Below are 21,493 nucleotides of genomic sequence, written 5' to 3' on the forward strand. Positions count from 1 at the left end.
ATGGTTGTAGCTCACCATACCGGTAGTGACGTGCTGATGCCCCATCAGACGCGCCAGCGCCATGGACGAACGGCGGGAAAGATCATGCTGATTCCCCAACACGCATTGCTGTATCCCTTCAACATCTAACCCGTCCAGCAGTTTATCCGCCGCCGGTGTGCCAATACCCAGCAGCACACTGGCCATACGGTTATGAAATGCATGGCGGGTATGGTGCAGTACCAGCGTGGGATTCCCAGTGACTTCCCGCAGCACCCGGATCAAGGCCGGCGATATCAATTCCAGCAATGGGCTGGGCTGAATGTTGCCATTCACCACATCACACAGAATCGGCTGATTACGATCCTGGCCGGCGATGGCGTCATAGCGCGCCATCACCCGATCCAATATTTCAGTTTCTGGCCGGGTGAGGTCAAACAGCAGCGGTATTGCCCGGCGGCTGCCGTCATTTTTTAACCGGCGATAACGATTGTTGCGCACCAGAATCCAGTGCTGTGTTTCGTTCTGGCACCAGTCTTTACGCAATAAAAAGCAGGCTTCATTTTTGCGCAGCCCAAAACGGTAGCAGGCCATCAGCACAAAACTCAGCAGCAACCACTGATCATCATTTGGGTATTGCTGTTTGATCAGCGTCAGGCTGTGCAGATAATCGGTTTCGGTTATTAATCCTGGCCGAACCCGTCGCTGTTCATCGCCCAGTGATAATTCAGCCCAATCGGGATCGGTTACCCCAGCCTTACGGGCGACCCGATGAAAACTGTACAGTCGGTCGCCCAGGTAACCGATCTGATTATCCCGGATGCGTTTGAATTCCAGCATGCTGCGGTACAGATCGGTGATCTCGTCCTCATCCAGTGACAGCAGGTCGACATCAAATGCCAACTCCAGAAACGGCATATTCAGAGTGCCGAAATACGTGGAAACGCTGGACTGTGCCAGGGGCTGGAATCGCTTACCGCGTCCTTTTCCTCGCCGAATGACAATGCATAGCCAATTGCCCAACAGCAGCATGGCAGAACTGACCTTGCCCTCGAACGATTTTATGATCCCCTGAATTTCATCGGCTATGCGGCGCGCGTCAGATGTCGTATAGCGACTGATGCTGTCCTGAAGTTCTCGTTTGAATTGTTTGGCGTGTTCTTTCAGAGCATCGCTGTCGGATGTCGCATAACGCCCACTCAGAACAAATAATTCTGGATCCGTGGTACCGCTGTCCTCACCGTCATTAGCCTCAGCACGGATAGCGACTGGCTTTTTGCCTTCCAGTCGGATCTGATCCTGCATGGGTAACGCGCAGCTTAAAATTCGCCCGCTCAAAACTGCGGCTACCATGCCCGGCAGAGTGATCAGATTGACCTGATTAACGACGGTTGCCACAGCGTTGACGACGGTTGTTATCTCGGTGTCAGCCGGCAATTCCAGCACGGATTTTAATTCGAGAACGGCAGGATGCTGAGCGCCCGCCAGCGGATCGGGCTGACTTTTGCCAGCCTGGCCCCACGCCAATAGGCTGGCCACCTGGTAACTGACTTCATGACGTTGCACGGGCGCGTACAGGTTGTTCTGTTCCAGCTCTTCAGAATATTCCAGAAAATTGCGCCGCTTATGCTGAACGATGCGGAAATTCAAACCCTGCATCACATCGTTCAACAGACGCCCATAGCCGATGCGTTTCTGGATCGCCAGCAATAATCCCCCCAATACGGCAGCATCGCTTCGGCCTGTTTTTGTGCTGATGTTGGTGATGCCCTGCGCCCATTCCTGCAGTCGCGGCAATAATCCGAGGCTTTTTATGACAAAGGGCTTCAGGGGATTAGGTTCCCGCAATACCGGTACCGGATAGCGCTTTAATACGAACTGATGATCACCGCCATCTTGCGCCAGCCGCTTACGCAGCACATTTAACCGCACCGCCGCAAAATGGTGGCCGATCTGCTGTTTGCCCGAGAGCATTTGTCCGATCAGTCGCTGGATCTCATCGGCGCCCAAGTCTGACAGAGGCCTCTGCTTGGCTAAGTCATCAATTTCGGCACGGGCTGTTTTAATCGCTTTATTCAGTGTGATGCGGCGTTGTCGCTTACGCTGTTCTGCACCAAAGAGCCGACGCGTTCTGAGCTCAGGAGTATCAACGGATATTGCGTCTGACACCGCTGAATAATCGGGTATCGCCGTGGTTGGCAGTTCGGTTAAAAACGGCAGTGCATTGAATGCCTGCTCTATGGCATCGCGGTACTGTTCAGCATCATCTATCCAGCAGCGGGGTGAACTGTCGCCCCAGGTTTGGGCATGGCGCTCTGAATGCCCCATCCAGCCATCGATCACCTCCGGATGTACCTGTAGCCGTTGCAGCTGTTGCGCATAGCGGTGACGAAACAGGTTTTTAGGCAATGGCCAGGCAAACAAATCGGCCCCAGGTACTTCGCTTGCATTCATGCTGTGCCAGCACAGCTGCTCGCTGAGTGTAAAAAACAGCGGCAGCTCAGCCGCGGTGTCGCTGAGCAGGCGCTGAATCGCCTGAGCCAGTAAGGGCCTGCGATCTGTCAGCGTCTCGGCCAGTTGCTGCAGGTGTGCCAGATACTGTTTTACTAATGCAGATATACCCGCAGGCAGCGGTACTATCCGGCCATCGTGGCTGGCGTCATCGGATTTATCATTAATAAATACAAGACCCCGCTCCGCATCCAGCCAGCCCGGTTGTTCGAACGGATCGCTCAGATAACGGCTGCCGGTCGCAGCATACAGAGCAGTGACCACATAGATCGCGATGCGGTTGTGTGCCTGTGCCAGTGAATCGGGAGGCTGGCGTAACGCCTGGTTGGCTTGCTCAATGGCATCCACCAATAACGGCTCCTGAGCCGCCAGCAGGCTGCCGAACACATGAGTATGCGTTGGTGCATCGCGTAATGAGCCGGTTGGCGTTAAATCGATACCGCGTTCAATGGCTTTAATGTCCCAGGCGGAATAGCCACAGGCTCCCGGTAATCCCGAGCGTGGGTGAGCACTCATTATCCGGGCCAGATAATGATCGCCGGTGCGCTCAAACACGCTCAGAGCGTTATAGCCCATCAGTTTGCCGCTGGTCAGACGCTGTAAGGGGGCTGGCAGTTGTTGGTTCAACCACACCTCCACTGTCAGATCAGGGGCCTGTGCCAGCCAGACATCCTGCAACGAATGATGCGATGCAGACTCCTGCAGCCCGGCCCGTTGCAGTGCAGCGGTTACCGGCGCTGGCAGTTCAAAATCCAGTACCTCCACAAAGGGCGCCACCAGATCCCGCTGCTCCTCAGTCGGCCTCCAGGCGTTCTGGCGGCGTGTTACCCGTTTATGCAACTTTCGACTACTAAGACTGATGGCCCATTCTTCGTCAGGTTTATCCTGAATGCTGAACCCCAGCGTCAGTCGTAATGAGCGACTGGTATAGCACGCCAGCCAGCAGATGGCGGCCCCCAGTGCATCGACCGTCTGCGTTGAGCTCAGTGTTGTGTTGATCCATTGCTGCAGCTCGTCGCGTTCAGTTGGCAGAGGTGTTTCCCAATCCCAGGGCAGGTAATTAGCCGCAGCTGCCGTCTGCAAATACACACTGTTCGCCGATAACGTTTTACGGGCATGGCTCGCGCGAGGTTCGACCGGAACCAGCAATAACGGATCGGATTCGTCGTCGGGGGTATCCGCATAGGCTGATGGCGGTTCTGCCAGTAGAATCTCTACCGGAGTGTCGTCATTACTGGGAGCCGTCAGCCATTGCAGGATGGGTTGCTGGCGTAACCTGGCCAGAATATTAGGAGGCTTTGTCTGGATTGAGCCGGGTGTTGCCTCCGGACGATGCAGTTCGCCGGCAGCCACCGCCAACACCCGATGGAGAAAATCGTTCTCAGTTTTACCGGACGGCTGGCTCCTATTGGCTTGTTGGAATTCAGCGGCTGACTTCAGAGCAAAATTGAACCCTTGCAAGGTGTTCTCGAAACGCCTCGCCTCGATCTGTGTGCGCGCTAGCAGTGAATCAATAACTGACCATTTTTCGCCGTCCTCACTACCGAGAACGTATGATTTAATCAATGGAACGAGTTTCTGATCACCGTGGTACCCATGATCCACCAGACGAATGGCATCCTGAACGGTCAGCCATAGCCGGAATTGACGACGCAGTCTCGTGATGTCCGGATCTGTGGAGTGATGTAACGGATTGATCAGTAACAGCAGCGTGTGTTGCGTCGGATGTTTGAACTCATCACGATTGCGCTTCGTTGAACCCATATGGCCCACCGCAGGAAATTGCTTTTGGATTGCAGTGTCCCTGCTGACTGCAATAGCAAATCGCACCAGTGAATCCACCACCGGTACGTCGAGCCAGTGATTCAGAATCGAACGTGACTCCGGATGAGAGAACTCTGTCGACAGAGTGGTCATGTTGCATGACGTACTTTTTGTGCTGTTCAGCCCTAACAGATGATGGACGAGCAGAGCTTCTGTCAGCAGATTGTGGCGATCGGCCCATTGGAAATAGGGGATCAGATGTTCCCTGACATGCTCTGCGTAGGGTGCGGGTGATGGTCTGTTTGATCTGCTGTTAGCGAGAGATTCTGTGCCCAAAACCGTGTCCCTAGGGTCATGAATGGCGGCCTGAATCGCGAGTTCCGTGTGCCACCAAAATCCATAAATGACGTTCTGGGATGTAGTTGTACCTGAAATTGCTAGGGCTTTAAAGTGATCTAAAATGGCTATTTAGCTGGTTTAGTGTAGTTTAAGAATATTCATAGTGATCTCTAGTCGTAATTCTCATAACCATCCTGCTCCCGCAACCAACCGCTTCTGTTGGTTGTAACGTCAGAAAGTAGTGAAGCAATTGTCGCGGGATGGAGCAGTCTGGTAGCTCGTCGGGCTCATAACCATCCTGCTCCCGCAACCAAAATTGATAAAAAGCCTGTATGTTCGCATACGGGCTTTTTTATTGCCTGTCATTCCGTGTCCGTTTGGCACAAAAGTCCCTGTTCGCCTGTTGGCCTGCCCGCCATAATCCGCTGCGTTCCCATCTTTTCTTATGAGTCGCAACTGCGGCACGGGTATCTCTGTGAATAATAAAAAGTACAAACAGCACATGGGTCTACGTCAGGCCTTGTTTCTGCCGCTTCTGGCAGCTTCCACTTTATTAGCGGGTTGCGGCCAGGTATTTGACTGGATCAGCGAACGCAATCTTGATCCTTCTGTGGGTGTGGTTCAGGTTCGTGGTCTGCAGGAAGATGTCAGTATCCGTCGCGATGAATACGGCGTGCCCTTTATCGAAGCGCAAAGCCTGCAGGATCTGACCTTCGGCATCGGCTATGCCATGGCAGAAGACCGTCTGGCGCAGATGGTATCGATGAATCTGCTGGCGCGTGGCCGCTTAGCGGAGATGACCGGTGATATCGCGCTGGATATGGATATCTACATGCGCACCCTGGGTATTCCGCAGATTATTGAAGAACGCTATGCCGCATTAAGCCCGGAGCTGAAACAGCACCTCACAGGCTTTGCCGCCGGAGTTAACGCTTACATTAACAGCCACCATGATCGTCTGCCGCTTGAGCTGACCATCAACGATTATCAGCCGGAAGCCTGGCAGCCCGCTAATACGCTGGGATTGTTTGTGATGCTCAATCTGGGGGTGGGTTTTAATCTGCACGAAGAGCTGGGCTTTCTGCAGCTGGCAGAAAAACTGGGCGTGGAAAAAGCTGCGTATCTGGCGCCTGTTTATCCGGATGAACCCATCGACCTGGCAGAAGCCAATAAACTTGCCGCTGTGGATTTAGCCGGTACGGAAAGCCCGGTGGCTGCACTCAAAGAGCAGCTCAGCTATCTGGCCGCGGTTGAACAGAAGCTGAAGCGGATTAACGGTCAGGGCATTGCCGCCTCCAATAACTGGGGCGTACATAAAGATAAAACCGCGGCTGGTGCAACCCTGGTCGCCAACGATACCCACCTGTTGTTATCGCATCCGTCGACCTGGATTCTGATGGGGGTGAAAAGCCCGGAATACAGCGGCGTGGGCATTACCTTGCCGGGAATTCCGGCGCTGGTCGCAGGCTATAACGGCCATATCGGCTGGGGTGAAACCATGGTGATGGCGGATACCCAGGACATGTTTCTGGAGAAATTACGCGAGCGCGATGGCAAAACCGAATATCTGTATCAGGGGCAGTGGTATCCGGTCAGCAGTCGCAGCGAAACCATTCAGGTTAAAGGTGCAGAGCCGGTGATCATTGAAGTGCAGTCCACACGCCATGGTCCGTTGCTGAATGCGGCGATTAAGGGCAAACCCAAACACGAAATGATCGCCATTCCGGCCAGCTCGCAATTTGGTCTGGCATTAAGCTGGACTGCGCAATTTCCGGATAACACCATCGACTCCTTTTTTAATCTGGGTAAAGCCAAAACCATGGATGAGGCCGAGCAGGCATTAAATGGCGTCGGCTTTATTCATCTGAACGTGATTTATGGCGACAAAGACAATGTGGCCTGGCAGGTCACGGGGAATTATCCCAAGCGCAAAGCCGGCAGCGGCCATTTTCCGAGCCCCGGCTGGAGCGGCGAATACGACTGGCAGGGTTACTGGGGCGGTGCCGATACCCCGCGTTCACGTAACCCGCAAAGCGGTTATTTAGGTACGGGTAATAACCGCACGGTGGCGGCTGATTACAGCCCGCGCCTGACCAGTTCCTGGTATTACCCGGAACGTTCTGAGCGCATTATGCAAATGCTGACGCAGCACAAAGGTGGCCACGACTATACCAGCATGGAAGCCATGCAGGCTGACCGGCGCGATATTCTGGTTGCCAAGGTGCAGCAGCTCTGGGGTTCTGAACCGTGGAAGAACATGATCCGTGATGGCATTGCGGCTTTACCGCAGGCACAGCAGGCTGATGCTGAGAACGCGCTGCAGATTATCCGTGCATTTGACGGCGATATGGCGGAAGGCTCGCGCAGCGCGGCGGTATGGGGTGGCTTTGAGCATAATCTGATCCGCGCGATTTTTATGGATGAACTGGGGCCTGAAGACGGTCAGCTGTGGCAGGCATTTCTGGCGATGAATGGCCGTGCCTATTCCGGTTATCAGGATCATTTACTTGGGCGTACACAGGGCGGGGGTTGGGCACCGTTCTGGGATGATATTAACAGTGCCGAGACCGAACTGCCGGGGCAGATTATTGCCCGCGCACTGGCGGCGACCTGGCCTTATCTGCAGCAACAGTTAGGTGAGGATGACAGCCAGTGGCACTGGGGTGATCTGGCGTTTTATCACTGGCAAACCGAAACCACGCATATGCTGCCATTTCTCTCCGGTCTGAAAGCTGCGGCGGTGAAAAGTCTGGCAGATTACACCGACCGCGGACCGTATCCGGCTGGTGGTAACCGTAATACGCTGAATGTGGCAGGCTACGATTTGGGCTCGGATTATGCCGTCTGGAATATTCCGGCAATGCGTATGATCGTCGATTTCAGTCAGCCGGAACCGCTGAATCTGATTGTTGCCGGTGGGCAGTCCGGTAATCCGGCATCGCCGCATTATGACGACGGTATTCAGTTGTGGCTGTCACGTAAAAACCGCAATTTACCCTTTAACGATGCGGAAAAAGTCAGGGCGCACTTCAGTCATGAACGTGTACTGCACGCAGAGTAATTTCCGTCATCCGTGACAGCTGCAATAAAGCCGGTTAACGTACCGGCTTTATTGTTTCTGCGCGTGGAAAAGTTATGAGCAAACGTATTCTGATTACCGGTGCCGGGCGGCGGCTGGGAAAGGTACTGGCCGAACATTATCTGGCACAGGGCTGGCAGGTTGTTGCGCACTACAACAGCGCAAATGAATTAGCCGATCATACGGCACTGACCACTGTACGGGCGAATCTGGCAGACCGTGAAGATATCCGTCAGCTGGCTCTGAAATTACCGGCGCTGGGTAATTTTGATGCGGTTATTCATAATGCTTCCTGCTTTGTCCCCGATGCCGCCGCAAGTGATCTGATTGCCCATCATGAAATGCACCAGCGCGTTCATGTACTGGCACCGGCGCTGATTACCGAAGTGCTGAGCAGCGCATGGAATCCGGGCGCATCAATGGTGTGTATCAGTGATATTTATGCCGATATTCCCAACCAGCGTTTTTCCGCTTATTGCGCCGCAAAAGCCGGATTACAGAATTTTGCCCTGAGCATGGCGCAGCGTCTGGCAGGCAGAGTGCGGGTGAATGTTATTCAGCCCGGGCCGATTCAGTTTTTACCTGAGCATGATGAGGCGTACCGGAAAAAAGTGCTGTCGCAATCGCTGATCGGTGAAGAGTTGGGTTATGGTGCAATTGTCCGTGCCTGCGATTATTTACTGCAGGCTGAGGCGGTAACCGGTACGGTGATGCGCGTCGATGGCGGGCGCTTTGTTGCCAACCGCTACGATCAGACGTTTTCTTCCTGATTCCACAATTGCTGTAATTCGCGGTAGTAGCTCTCTTCCAGAATTGCGTGGCGGCAGTCTGTTTCTGTCGCTGCGGTGTATAAAATATCAATATCTATTGTGCGGTCTTTGACTTTACGCGATGGATTTTTAGGCTCACGGCCAAGATCCACTTCAATTTTCTGCAGTCGTTGCTTCAGCGGTCCGGGTAATAATTCTGACGACAGAATCAGCAATTGATTTTTAAATTCAAAATGAAAAGTATCGCCGACCGGAGCACTTCTCAGTATCGCTGATTCCGCACAAATCACGCCAAGAGACGAGAGTGCTTCACGTGCTTTTAACAGATGCTGTTCCGGGTCGATATTGCTGCCAAGGCCGAGTAAATAAAATTGCATAATATTGATGTACATTAAGGAGGCTCAAGGATTAGCGTTCAGCGTTATTCTGTCAAGCGCGCAGCCCGCAGACAGATGAAAGCAGGGCAGACTCGTCTGAAAGTGTGAAAATTACAGTAAATGCTGGTATTTGGCTGAAGCAATTGCTTGATTGACTGGATTGTCGGCAAAGACCAATGGTGTGTTCAGGGAGGACTGGCCATGGATAATGTAATTGCGCTGCTGATGTTGCTGCTGGTCGGGTTCTGGCCACAGCTGCTGATGGCCTCGGAGCTGATCCCGCCACCGTTGATGCTGGCCAAGGTGTACAGCAAAGGCATCGACGTCAGCCAGTATTATGTCAGTGAAAAGCTTGATGGTGTCCGTGCATACTGGAATGGTCAGCAATTATTAACCCGCAGTGGCCGACCGATTAATGCGCCCGCCTGGTTCCTTTCCGCGTTACCTAAAAATCCGTTGGACGGCGAATTATGGGCTGGTCGCGGGCAGTTCTCTTTTGTCAGTGGTCTGGTCAGACGTCATCATGCAAATGACGATGACTGGATGAAAGTAAAATACATGGTGTTCGATCTGCCGCAGATGGCCGCACCTTTTACCGAACGCTTATGGGTATTACGCACTCTGGTTGCGCAGCAGGCGAACCCGCAGCTTAAAGTGCTCGACCAGAGTAAAGTCAGCAGTGAGCAGGAGCTGGAAAAAAAACTGCAGATCATTACTGCTGCCGGTGGAGAAGGCTTAATGCTGCGCCGCAGTCAGTCACTGTATCAGGTAGCGCGCAGTGACGATTTATTAAAGCTGAAACTCAGTGAAGATGGCGAGGCGGAAGTGGTGGGCTATGTTCCCGGCGAGGGCAAATACCGCGGTGCATTAGGGGCTTTGGTGGTGCGTACTGCCGATGGCCGTGAATTTCGTCTTGGCACCGGCTTCAGCGATGATGAGCGTTTTTCGCCGCCACCGCTCGGTGCACAGGTAACGTTCTCTTATAACGGCCTGACGGAGCATGGTTTACCTCGTTTTGCCCGTTTTGTGCGGGTAAGACCACAGGAGTAGCCGCTCCATTCTCCCGCTGCCAGCCGGACAAGCAAGACCGGGGCTGGTAAACTGCCGGCCTCAGTTCTTTCTCTGTGCTTATGCACGCAGGCTCACCTCTTTTTCAGACGATAATTCATGGTTCAGATCAGTCAGCGCTCTTTCTCTGCCGGGTTGCAGTTGCCCGGCGTGCATCCGGTACTGCAGCGTGTTTATGCCGCCCGTGGTATTGCCGATGCCGCACAACTGGAGCTCAGTTTGCAGGGGCTGTTGCCATTTTCTTTGCTGAAAGGCATCACCGCTGCAGTCGAGATGTTATTGCCGGTGGTGACGCAGCAGAAGCGTTTACTGGTGGTTGGCGATTTTGATGTCGATGGTGCCAGCAGCACGGCGTTGGCGATTCGTGCTTTGCGTTTGCTGGGAGCGCGCCATCTGGATTACCTGGTGCCTAACCGCTTCGATTTTGGCTATGGCCTGTCCCCGGAACTGGTGCAGGTTGCACTGCCGATGAAGCCGGATCTTATTATGACGGTGGACAACGGCATTGCCTCCCATGAAGGCATTGAGGCTGCACAGGCGGCCGGAGTTCCGGTGCTGGTAACCGATCATCATCTGGCTGCGGCAACCCTGCCGGATGCCGCCGCCATTGTGAACCCAAATCAGCCGGGCTGTGAATTTCCCAGTAAGGCTGCCTGCGGCTGTACCGTGGTGTTTTATCTGATGCTGGCGCTGCGCGCGCGTCTGGCGGAACTTGGGCAATTACCACAGCCGGCGCCGAATATGGCGCAGCTGCTGGATCTGGTGGCACTGGCAACCGTCGCCGATGTGGTGCCTCTGGATTACAACAACCGCATTCTGGTGGAGCAGGGTTTGCGCCGTATCCGTGCCGGGCATGCCAGTGCAGGTATTCTGGCGCTGTTGCAGGTTGCCGGGCGTGAGCCGTCGCGCATTATCGCTGCCGATTTTGGCTTTGCTATTGGCCCGCGCCTGAATGCCGCCGGCCGGCTGGATGATATGTCGCTGGGGATTGAATGCCTGCTCAGTGATGATGCCGGACGGGCATCGCAGCTGGCCCAGACGCTGGATGAGATGAACCGTGACCGGCGTGAGATCGAGCAGGGCATGCAGGCCGAAGCGTTGCAGTATCTGAGCCGTTTTGAGGCGGACGACAACCTGCCCACCGGATTGTGTCTGTTTCAGCCGGACTGGCATCAGGGTGTGATTGGTATTCTGGCGTCGCGCATCAAAGAAAAAGTACATCGCCCGGTCATTGCCCTGGCAGCGGATGAGCAGGGCATGCTGAAGGGCTCGGCGCGTTCTGTTCCCGGTTTGCATATGCGTGATGCACTGGATGAGGTTGATAAACGCGCGCCACACCTGATGAAAAAATTTGGTGGTCATGCCATGGCCGCAGGGCTGACTTTGCATGCCAGCGGTCTGGAAAAATTCTCGCGTTTATTTGATGAGGTCTGTCGCCGTCATTTGAGCGACGCGCAGCTGCAGCAGCGGATTGAAACTGATGGTGAGCTGAGCCCGGCGGAATTCAGCCTTGAACTGGCGCAACTGCTGCGCTGGGGCGGGCCCTGGGGGCAGGCATTTCCTGAGCCGTTGTTCAGTGGCGATTTCCGTTTAGTGCAGCAGCGTATCGTCGGCGAGCGCCATCTTAAGCTGGTGCTGCAGCCCAAAGGCTCAGATCTGGCACTGGATGCCATCTGGTTCAATATCGACCCCAAAGTCTGGCCACAGCCTCAGGCTGAGTGGGCGCACTGCGTGTTTCAGCTGGATGTGAATGAATTCCGCGGGCGTCAGAGTGTGCAGCTGCTGGTACGTGAACTGGTGGCGCAGATGTAATGTTATGACGGAGGACTCAGGGATGAGTATTCGCTATCTGATCGGTTTAATGCTGTTAAGCAGCCTGTCTGTACGGGCAGATATTTATCGCTGGGTGGATGAGCAGGGACGATTACAGTTTTCTGACCGGCCGCCGGCAGAGGAGCATGCCGAAACCGTAGAGCTTAAACCGCTGAATCAGTATGACGCGGATGAGGCTGAGCGGGAGGGACGTTCGCTGACAGAAGGACGTGATTACCGGGCAGAAGAGAAGGCCAATAAAGCCAGACGCAAAGCGCAGCGTCTGGCCCGGGAAAAAGAACAACAGCAGGCGCAGAAGCGCGCCGCCCAGTGCGAAAAAGCGCGCTACGATCTGCGTATGTTCAGTGCCAAACCCTATGGCTCAACCAGTCTTGAAGCGATGCAGAAAAAGCGCCGGCGGCGTGATGCTCTGAACGACAAAATTAAAAAATATTGTCACTGAGAGCCGGCAGTTCAGCTGTTGCTGTGACCCAGCACTTCTTCTTTAAAACGCTCACTGACCGGATGATCGCCGATCCAGATCTTCAGTAAAGCATCGTTCAGGTCTTTGCCCGGAACGCTGCCGCGCACGGTATCATCGATCACGATACGTGATACCTGAGTATCGGGTACCCATTCGATATAGCCGACCGTACCTTCGACAAATTTGTGATCAAACAGATTAACCAGCTGGCTGACCCGGTCAGCCATAGCTGCCATTTCATCTTTGCTGATGTTAATGGCCAGACCTTCCTGGATGGCGTTGGTAAAGCGCCGCGCGCTGACCCGCTCAGATGTCACGTAAAACACCATGCGGCGGGGCTCGTCGACACGGATGATTTCCTGTTCTTCAAGAGCGTTATTCTGCAGATATAAAGCGCCCACATAGACTTCAACAAAGCCATATACCCGGCGTACAGAAGCGCCACGCAGCGTCATTTCCGGTGAGTCGGAGGTGGCGGCAACGATTTCGGGAACGTCGACATTTTCGACAGTGATCGCCCATAACGGAGCGGCTGCTGTGAACAGCAGTGTTATGAACAGAGTGCGTAACATATCAGACCTTCTTATTGTTATTTATCGTAATGCTGCAGAGGGTAGTGCGATGAGGACAAAAAGTGCAAGCGAAAGATGATGCTGTCCCTTTATGACCTGTCATGGGTCAGGGAAAAGGATGAAGGAAGCGCCCGGACAGACCGGGCGCTGATACTTACTGCGCGTTCTGGCCGCGCAGCTTGTGGGTGAGTTTCATCACCAGTACGTAGAACAGTGGCACAAAGAAGATGGCCAGGAAAGTTGCTGCCAACATACCACCAATCACACCGGTACCAATGGCCTGGCGGCTCATGGCGCCGGCACCGGTACTGATGGCCAGTGGCAGTACGCCGAGAATGAAGGCCAGCGAGGTCATCAGAATCGGACGCAGACGCATACGACAGGCTTCGATTGTGGCTTCAGCCAGATCTTTACCCTGTTCAACCAGCGATTTGGCGAATTCGACGATCAGGATCGCGTTCTTCGCTGCCAGACCAATGGTGGTCAACAGGCCAACCTGGAAGTACACGTCGTTGCTCAGGCCGCGGCCGGTGGCTGCCAGCAGGGCCCCCATAACGCCCAGTGGTACCACCAGGATCACGGAGAACGGCACCGACCAGCTTTCGTACAGGGCCGCCAGACAGAGGAATACCACCAGCAGCGACAGTGCATACAGCAGTGGGGCCTGAGATCCGGCTACACGTTCCTGGTACGACATCCCTGTCCACTCAATGCCAACACCGGCAGGCAGCTTGGCGACGATTTCTTCAATGGCCTGCATCGCATCACCGGTACTCAGACCCGGAGCTGCCTGGCCCTGAATGTTCATCGATGGCACACCGTTATAGCGCTCCAGACGGGGTGAGCCATAATCCCAGCGGGTGGTGGTAAAGGCGGTGAAAGGAACCATTTCGCCGTTTTTATTGCGCACATACCACTGCTCGAGATCCTCAGGCAGCATGCGCGTTGGCGCATCACCCTGGATATACACTTTCTTAACCCGGCCGCGGTCGATGAAGTCGTTGACGTAAGAACCACCCCAGGCGGTGCTCAGGGTTGCGTTCACATCGCTGATGTTCAGGCCCAGAGACTTCACTTTCTCGTAGTCGATATCGACGCGGAAAATAGGTACATCGGGCATGCCGTTAGGACGAACCTGGCTCAGGCGCGGGTCCTGTGCAGCCATTCCCAGCAGCTGATTACGCGCCTGCTGCAGTTTTTCATGGCCCAGGTTGTTACGGTCCTGCAGCATCACATCGAAGCCGGAAGCTGTGCCCAGTTCAGGAATCGGTGGCAGGTTGATCGGGTAAATGGTGGCATCTTTCAGCTGGCTGAGAGCGCCCCAGGCACGGCCGATTACTGCTTTCGCTGACAGAGCCGGGTCCTGACGTTCATCCCAGTGCTTCAGTTTGACGAAGCCAATACCCATATTCTGACCCATACCGGCAAAGCTGAAGCCCGAGGCTGTAAAGACAGATTCAACCGCCGGATCATTCATATAATGCTCACGCATTTTATCCATGGCTTCGTTGGTGCGGGTCAGGGTAGCGCCCTGTGGCAGCTGTACCAGGTTAAGGACAATCCCCTGATCTTCTTCCGGCAGGAAGGAGGTTGGCAGACGGGCATACAGCAGCACCAGTACCGCAACCATAGCGCCATACACCAGCATCATGCGCAGCGGACGCTTCAGTGTACCTTCAACGCCGGTCACATAACCTTTGGTGCCTTTGGCGAAGGTGCGGTTAAACCAGCCGAAGAACCCTTTCTGATGCTCCAGTTCATTTTTATGAGCGGGTTTCAGAATGCTTGCACAGAGTGCCGGTGTCAGAATCAGGGCGACCAGCACCGACAGCACCATGGCCGACACGATGGTCAGCGAGAACTGACGGTAAATGGCACCGGTCGAACCACTCATAAAGGCCATAGGTACGAATACCGCCGACAGAACCAGGGCAATACCCACCAGAGCGGAGGTAATCTGTTCCATGGATTTACGGGTAGCTTCGCGTGGTGGCAGACCTTCTTCGTCCATTACCCGCTCAACGTTTTCCACCACAACAATGGCGTCATCAACCAGCAGACCAATGGCCAGCACCATACCGAACATGGTCAGGGTGTTGATGCTGTAACCAAAGGCCGCCATTACCCCGAAGGTACCCAGTAATACCACCGGCACCGCGATGGTCGGAATCAGGGTGGCGCGGAAATTACCCAGGAACAGGTACATCACCAGGAACACCAGCACAACGGCTTCGATCAGGGTCTGTACCACTTCTTCAATGGAAATCTGCACGAACGGTGTGGTGTCATAGGGGTACACCACCTTCATGTCTTTCGGGAAGAAAGCGGAAAGCTCGGTAATGCGTTCACGGACGGCGTTGGCGGTATCCAGCGCATTGGCACCGGAAGCCAGCTGAATCGCCATACCGGTGGCCGGCTTACCGTTGTAGAAGCCTTCCACATCATAGTTTTCGGCACCGAGTTCAATGCGGGCCACGTCTTTCAGACGTACCTGAGAACCATCGGTATTCACCTTCAGCAGAATGTTTTCGAACTGCTCCACGGCTTCCAGACGGGTCTGGGCGATGATGGTGGCATTCAGCTGCTGATTTTCAACCGCAGGCAAACCACCCAGCTGACCGGCGGCAAACTGACTGTTCTGTTCGCCCACCGAGCTGCGTACATCCAGTGGTGTCAGGCCATAGGCCGTCAGTTTCTCAGGCTGCAGCCAGATACGCATGGCGTACTGGGAGCCGAAAATCCGCATCTCGCCCACACCCGAAGTACGGGACAGCGGATCTTTGAGATAGCTGTTGGCATAGTCGGCCAGATCGGAACGGGTCATGGCGCCGGATTCTGATACCAGGCCAACAACCATCAGGAACGAGGTGGATGCCTTGGTAACACTGATCCCCAGCTTGGTCACTTCCTGAGGCAGCAGGGCTTCGGCCAGAGACAGCTTGTTCTGCACCTGAACCTGAGCAATATCCGGATCGGTTCCGGCGGCAAAGGTCAGTGTGATGCTGACGTTACCGGAAGAGCTGCTTTGTGAGGACATGTAGAGCAGGTTGTCCAGCCCGGTCATGTTCTGCTCAATCACCTGAGTGACACTGTCTTCCAGTGTTTTTGCCGAAGCCCCCGGATAGTTGGCGCTGATACGCACGGATGGCGGAGCAATAGTTGGATACTGCTGTACCGGTAATGTGATCACCGACATGATGCCCGAAAGCATAATGATGATGGCAATCACCCAGGCAAAAATTGGCCTGTCGATAAAATACTTAGCCATGTTTCAGGACTCTCCTTAAGGCTTGGCTTCTTCCGGGGCGACGGTAATTCCCGGTTTTACTTTCTGCAGACCACTGATAATCACGCGATCACCGGCATTCAGACCGGCTTTAACCAGCCACTTGTCACCAATTGCACGGGTGACTTCAACACCACGCAGACTGACAACATTGGCGTCATCAAGCACGTAAGCGGTGGTGGTGGCATTGGCCTGACGCACAACGGCCTGCTGTGGCACCAGAATGGCATTTTCGATCAGAGCGCTTGGTACATTGGCGCGGACGAACATACCCGGCAGCAGCAGAGCGTCTTTATTTTCAAACTGAGCGCGGACGTTCACGGTACCGGTGCCCTGATCAACGCTGACATCGGCAAACTGCAGTTCACCCACTTCGGCGTAGGGGGTGCCATCATCCAGTTCCACGGTGACGTTGCGTGACAATGAAGGGTTCTTCATACGCATCAGGGAAGCGGCCGGACGCTGGATATCCACATAGATAGGCGTCAGCTGACGGATGGTAGTCAGTGCAGTTGCCTGCTGGGCTGATACCAGAGCCCCTTCGGTAATGGTCGAGCGACCGATAACACCGGAAATCGGAGCCGTGATTTCGGTATAGCCGAGGTTTACTTTGGCACTGCGTACCGCGGCCTGAGCGGCTTTAACCTGAGCATCGGCCTGTTTGGCTGCGGCTTCAGAGTCGTCCACTTCCTGGGCACTGATGGCCGATTTCTTCGACAGCTCTTTGTAGCGCTTGGCTTTCAGACGGGCGGCGTAAGCATTGGCTTCGGCTACGGTCAGCTGGGCTTCGGCACTGGCAAGGGCTGCCTGATACAGGCTGGGATCAATCTGGTAGAGCTTGTCACCGGCTTTGACGGTGGCGCCTTCATCAAAGAAGCGCTTCAGAATAATGCCGTTAACCTGCGGACGGATTTCTGCTGTGCGGAATGCTGATACCCGTCCGGCGAGGGTATCTTTCAGTTCCAGGGTTTCACTTTTCAGTGTCACGACATCAACGGCAGGAGGTGGCATTTGCATCGCCTGTGGCGCCGCCACCTGCTGGTCGCTGCAGCCTGCCAGTGTCAGTATGGTGGCGCTGGCGGCTGCGAGAAGGAGCCTGTAGCGGATACGTGGTTCAAATTTTCCCATAATGTCCTCGTAAAGTGACGATTGCGTCGTTGTGCTGTCTTATTGATCTGGCGTGGTGGCGCAGACCGGAATTTCTCCCGGCGTGCCACAGAACACTGCTGTTAATCTGCTGACAAATTTATAACGGCTCAGCTGACTGGTTACTAGATGAGCCCTGCGGAATGGATTGTTTACTTGTGTGGAATAATCGCAGTCCGTTGTCTTACTGTTCTTTACATCCTGTCGCCAGACAGGGTTTTCAGCGGCGCCAGCGCCCGGTCAACCGCAGAGCGGATGGAGCCCGCTGGCTTCAGCGGCCAGTGAGGCTGCACAGCATGCAGGTTTTCCGTGATATTGCTCTTGCAACCGCGGCAGGGCTGTGTACAGACTCAATCTATGCTCTTAGCGCACAGCAAACAAACCTTATTTGCCGTTGTGACGCTATAAACCGGACGCGACGGGATGATGCATTACAGCCTCCCGTGCAACAGTTGCCGATATTCAACCATCTGTCTGGTGAGCACAAACCATAATTAACAAAAAAGACAAAAAAAGTATGATTCTTATTCAAGTGCTGTGCCAAAGGGTGAACCTGTGCCGTTACTGACCGCCCTTGTGTTGCTGGCCTTTGCCGCTAACTCTTTGCTGTGCCGCTGGGCGCTCTCGGTTTATGAACTGGACCCTTTGCTGTTCAGCTCGCTGCGCCTCGGCAGCGGAGCGCTGACCCTGACGTTATTACTGACATTCAGCGGCCGTCCGGCGCTGCAGTGGCGTGACGCTTTTACCGGTGCGGCGTTGCTGACTTATGCCCTGGCTTTTGCTTATGCCTATCTGGCACTGGATACCGGAGTCGGTGCTTTTATTCTGTTTGCTACCGTGCAGCTCAGCTTGCTGGTCGTTTCTCACCGTCAGGGTAAGCGCTTGCAGGGGCTGACGTTGTTCGGCGTGCTGATGTCGTTTACCGGGCTGGTGATGTTGTTGCTGCCGGGCAATGAGCTGCCGGACCCCGGACCTTCCTTATTAATGCTGTTATCCGGTCTGGGCTGGGCGGCCTTTGTGGTGCTGGGGAAGGGGTCGTCACAACCGCTGCGCGATGTGCAGGGGGCTTTTGTCAGCGCTTCTCTGTTACTGCTGCCGTTGCTGGTTGTCTGGTTATTCTGGTTTGCTGATCCGGTAACAAACGGACTAAAAAATGCGCTGCCATGGCAGGGGGGTCTGCTGGCGCTGATTTCGGGAGTGCTGGCATCGGGATTAGGTTACTGGGGCTGGTATCGGTTGCTGCCGTCCTTAGGTCTGCAACGGGCTGCGCAATTGCAGTTGTTGGTACCGGTTCTGGCGACATTAATGGGCAGTCTGATCCTGGCGGAATTACCGGATCTGCTCAGTATTCTGGCCATGCTGCTGATTATCAGCGGTGTCTTTATGGCACTGCGTTTACGCAAAGCCTGAGGTATTTTCCGGTGTTTTTATCTGACCTGAGACGTCCACTGTTTCGTCACAGGTCACATGGTATAGTGTGCGTTATTAAATCGGATGCCGGGAATGCATTATGTTGAGTATGTTGGCAAAACTGCTGAAAGCGCTGAATTCTGAATCAGCACCGGGCCAGATTGCGCTGGCCTTTTCATTCGCTCTGATCGTCGCACTGACTCCCATGTTTACCCTGCACAATGCCATTATTTTGCTGCTGGCATTTGTGTTGCGTATTAACCTGAGTGCATTCTTTTTGGCGCTGGCTGCCTTTTCTGCGCTGGCCTGGTTTATTGATCCTTACTCGGCGCGTCTGGGAGAGAGTCTGCTGGCAAATCCGGCGTTAGTGGATACCTGGCGTGACATGTATCAGAGCGATTTCTGGCGTATTACCGCGTTTAATCATTCTCTGGTGCTGGGTGGGTTGCTGATCAGCCTGCTGGCTGCTGTGCCGGTTTTTGTGCTCAGTAAAGTACTGATCAATCTGTACCGTCATCGCTTACTGGCCTGGTTTAATAAGCTGAAAATTGCTCAGGTATTAAAAGCCTCGAAATTCTACAACCTGTACAAGTCAATCGCGGAGTAAGGCTATGAAGCAATGGATTCGCTGGTCAGGCCTGGCCGCATTTATCGTTATTTCCCTGGTTCTGGTTGCCCTGTTCTGGTTTGTTGCCGGCCCGTTAATCGAAAAAGGTATTGAATCGTTTGGCTCGGAGGCCGCCGATGCCAAAGTGGAAGTGGACAGTGTATCGCTCAGTTTAAGTCCGCTGGGTTTTGTTATTCATGGCCTGACGGTTGCTGACAGCCGCAAGCCGATGACCAATGCTCTGCAGTTGGATAAAGCGACCGCCGAACTGGAGTTGGCGCCACTGTTTCTGGGTAAAGCCATTATCAGTGATCTGGCGGTGGATAATCTGCAGTTTGGCACTGCCCGTACAACCTCCGGCGCGCTGGAGAAAAAGGCAGTAAAAGAAGATGAAGCAGAGCAGGTTGCAGCTCAAGAAGAGGCGGCTTCGTCTTTCAGCAGCGTGGACCTCCCCAGTGCCGATGAAATACTGGCGCGTGAATCCCTGCGTACTGAGCAGGCCGGTGCTGAATTTGAGCAAAGTTATGCCAGCCATAAAGAAGCGGTAGATCAGGCACTGAATAATGTCCCGGATGATAAAGCCCTGAGCCAGTACGAGCAGGAAATCAAAGCGCTGACCTCCGGCAGCTTTAAATCACTGGATGATTTTAAAGCGCGTAAGAAAAAACTGGATGAACTGAAAGCCCGTTTCAAAAATGACAAAGCCGCAATTGCAACGGCCAAAAAAGCAGTGGCTGAGGCCCGTAGCGATATCAGTGACAAGCTCAAAGCATTAAAAGCAGCCCCAGGTAAAGACCTCGACAGTATTCGTGGAAAATATCAGCTCAGTGCCGGTGGTGCTGCCAATATGAGTGCCTTACTCTTCGGCGAGCAGGCTGGCGAATGGGCGGAAAAAGCCTTGTACTGGTATGAAAAAGTAAAGCCGTATCTGGCTGAAGATGAAGCAGGCAGCGCGGCAGAGGAAGAAAGCCCAAAAGCTCCGCGTGATGGCCGCTTTGTGCATTTCCCGTCGGATAATCCATGGCCGGGCTTTTTACTGCGTAATGCACAGCTGACAGCAAGCACAGCTTCCGGAAATCTGTTGATTAATGCGCAGGATATTACCAGTGAGCCTCGGGTGTTAGGCCGTCCGACGCGGATTCTGATTAATGGCTCAGGTTTAAAGCAGGTTGAAGATATGAGCGTGGATATTGTACTCGACCACCGTAAAACGCCGGGTACCGATACACTGACGCTGACTATCAAAGACTGGCAACTGCATGATATGAATCTGGGCGTTGCCGGCACCAAACTGGCTTCGTCACTGGTACAGGTACAGGGTCTGGCGGTTGTCAGTCAGGGTAAACTGAATGCCCAGAGTGATGCGCAGTTTGGCCGTACTCAATTCAGCAGTAAGGGAAAAACAACCTTTGCCAAAGAACTGGGGCTGGCACTGGCGAACGTGCAGCAGTTTGATGTGAATGCCAAAGCCAGTGGTAAAATCACCTCGCCGGATTTCAGTTTAGGTTCAGATCTGGATAAGCAATTAAATGCCGCTTTTGGTGCCCGCCTCAAAGACAAACAGGCGGAGCTGGAAACGAAGCTGCAGGCCAGGCTGGAGCAGAAACTGCAGAGTTATATCGGTGATTACGCCGGTAAGCTGGGCGAGTTCAACCAGCTTGAAGGCTCGCTGGACCAGCGCCTGAATAAGGTGTCAGAGCTGGCTGGTCAGAACCTTGAAGATTATCAGGCGCAGAAAGAGCGTGAAGCCCGTGAAAAAGCAGAGCGTGAAAAAGCCGCTGCCAAAGCTGACGCTGAACGTAAGAAAAAAGAAGCTGCAGAAAAAGCCAAAGAAAAACTGAAAAACCTGTTTTAACGAGAGATAACCATGCAGACCCGTAAGCTTAACCCGCTGGAATTTCATGAAACCCGAATCAACCCGCAGCGGGTGGAAGCCGGTGAACCGGTGGTTGATTTCTGGGAATACGTTGCCGCGATTCCACCCGAAGATTTTGCCTTTGCAGATTGCCGGGCCGGTAACGTTACCCATGTGTACCGTATGGAAGATAAGTACGAACACGTACTGATCAACAGCCAGTATCAGGGCGTAGCGATGGTGATAGTGGTCGATCTGCAGAGCCAGTCTATTTATGGACACATGCTGCTGGATCTGAACCCGGCGGGAACCAAAGAGCCGGAAGCCTGAGGCTAAAGCGGAAATAAAAAAACGGGGCTGATGCCCACTGCTGTCCCACAGTTTGGAGTGACTGGATGTCACTCCAAACCGCAGCATTCCTCAGCTGCTGTTTT

At 54.0% G+C, this 21,493-nt stretch carries 14 protein-coding genes; 9 read left to right on the forward strand and 5 right to left on the reverse strand.

Annotated features, from left to right (window positions below):
* Positions 1-4,407: hypothetical protein (locus B3P58_RS09815; RefSeq protein ID WP_286717250.1), on the reverse strand; the 4,407-nt coding region annotated here is incomplete at its 3' end.
* Positions 4,408-5,068: 661 nt separating this feature from the next.
* Here B3P58_RS09815 and B3P58_RS09820 point away from each other — a divergent pair.
* Positions 5,069-7,654 (forward strand): penicillin acylase family protein, encoded by a 2,586-nt coding sequence (locus B3P58_RS09820; protein WP_286717251.1) that lies wholly within the window; start codon positions 5,069-5,071, stop codon positions 7,652-7,654.
* Positions 7,655-7,728: 74 nt separating this feature from the next.
* Entirely contained in the window at positions 7,729-8,442 is a 714-nt protein-coding gene (locus B3P58_RS09825) for an SDR family oxidoreductase (protein ID WP_286717253.1), read from the forward strand.
* Here B3P58_RS09825 and folK read toward each other — a convergent pair.
* Complete coding sequence (gene folK / locus B3P58_RS09830; protein WP_286717254.1) at positions 8,424-8,819, reverse strand: 2-amino-4-hydroxy-6-hydroxymethyldihydropteridine diphosphokinase; 396 nt, start codon at positions 8,817-8,819, stop codon at positions 8,424-8,426. The two genes, B3P58_RS09825 and folK, sit on opposite strands and share 19 nt — an antisense overlap.
* A 201-nt stretch (positions 8,820-9,020) precedes the next feature.
* On the opposite strand from folK, the gene B3P58_RS09835 reads away from it, so the two are divergent.
* The 3 genes from B3P58_RS09835 (at position 9,021) to B3P58_RS09845 (ending at position 12,162) form a co-directional block, all read left to right on the forward strand.
* Complete coding sequence (locus B3P58_RS09835) at positions 9,021-9,869, forward strand: DNA ligase (protein WP_286717256.1); 849 nt, start codon at positions 9,021-9,023, stop codon at positions 9,867-9,869.
* Positions 9,870-9,986: 117 nt separating this feature from the next.
* Entirely contained in the window at positions 9,987-11,699 is a 1,713-nt protein-coding gene (gene recJ, locus B3P58_RS09840) for a single-stranded-DNA-specific exonuclease RecJ (protein WP_286717257.1), read from the forward strand.
* Positions 11,700-11,721: 22 nt separating this feature from the next.
* Entirely contained in the window at positions 11,722-12,162 is a 441-nt protein-coding gene (locus tag B3P58_RS09845) for a DUF4124 domain-containing protein (RefSeq protein ID WP_286717259.1), read from the forward strand.
* 11 nt (positions 12,163-12,173) lie between these two features.
* Here the strand turns inward: B3P58_RS09845 and B3P58_RS09850 are convergent, their stop codons facing one another.
* The 3 genes from B3P58_RS09850 to B3P58_RS09860 all read right to left on the reverse strand — a co-directional run bounded on the left by B3P58_RS09850 (position 12,174) and on the right by B3P58_RS09860 (position 17,169).
* Complete coding sequence (locus B3P58_RS09850) at positions 12,174-12,755, reverse strand: chalcone isomerase family protein (protein WP_286717261.1); 582 nt, start codon at positions 12,753-12,755, stop codon at positions 12,174-12,176.
* A gap of 154 nt (positions 12,756-12,909) precedes the next feature.
* The gene (locus B3P58_RS09855; protein ID WP_286717262.1) at positions 12,910-16,023 is read right to left on the reverse strand and encodes an efflux RND transporter permease subunit; all 3,114 of its coding nucleotides are present in this window, start codon (positions 16,021-16,023) and stop codon (positions 12,910-12,912) included.
* A gap of 15 nt (positions 16,024-16,038) precedes the next feature.
* A complete protein-coding gene (locus B3P58_RS09860) occupies positions 16,039-17,169 on the reverse strand; it encodes an efflux RND transporter periplasmic adaptor subunit (protein WP_286717263.1) in 1,131 nt (376 codons plus the stop codon).
* Between the two features lie 573 nt (positions 17,170-17,742).
* Here B3P58_RS09860 and B3P58_RS09865 point away from each other — a divergent pair.
* The 4 genes from B3P58_RS09865 (at position 17,743) to B3P58_RS09880 (ending at position 21,389) form a co-directional block, all read left to right on the forward strand.
* The gene (locus B3P58_RS09865) at positions 17,743-18,597 is read left to right on the forward strand and encodes a DMT family transporter (protein ID WP_286717265.1); all 855 of its coding nucleotides are present in this window, start codon (positions 17,743-17,745) and stop codon (positions 18,595-18,597) included.
* A 100-nt stretch (positions 18,598-18,697) separates the two neighbouring features.
* A complete protein-coding gene (locus tag B3P58_RS09870; protein ID WP_286717266.1) occupies positions 18,698-19,204 on the forward strand; it encodes a TIGR03546 family protein in 507 nt (168 codons plus the stop codon).
* A gap of 4 nt (positions 19,205-19,208) precedes the next feature.
* Positions 19,209-21,059: a TIGR03545 family protein gene (locus tag B3P58_RS09875; protein WP_286717268.1), complete on the forward strand. Its 1,851-nt coding sequence runs from the start codon at positions 19,209-19,211 to the stop codon at positions 21,057-21,059.
* A 12-nt stretch (positions 21,060-21,071) separates the two neighbouring features.
* The gene (locus tag B3P58_RS09880; RefSeq protein ID WP_225690885.1) at positions 21,072-21,389 is read left to right on the forward strand and encodes a hypothetical protein; all 318 of its coding nucleotides are present in this window, start codon (positions 21,072-21,074) and stop codon (positions 21,387-21,389) included.
* The last annotated feature ends 104 nt before the right edge of the window (positions 21,390-21,493 follow it).

The sequence above is a fragment of the Thalassolituus sp. UBA2009 genome, from assembly GCF_002335285.1.
GTDB lineage: Bacteria > Pseudomonadota > Gammaproteobacteria > Pseudomonadales > Oceanobacteraceae > Venatoribacter > Venatoribacter alkanivorans.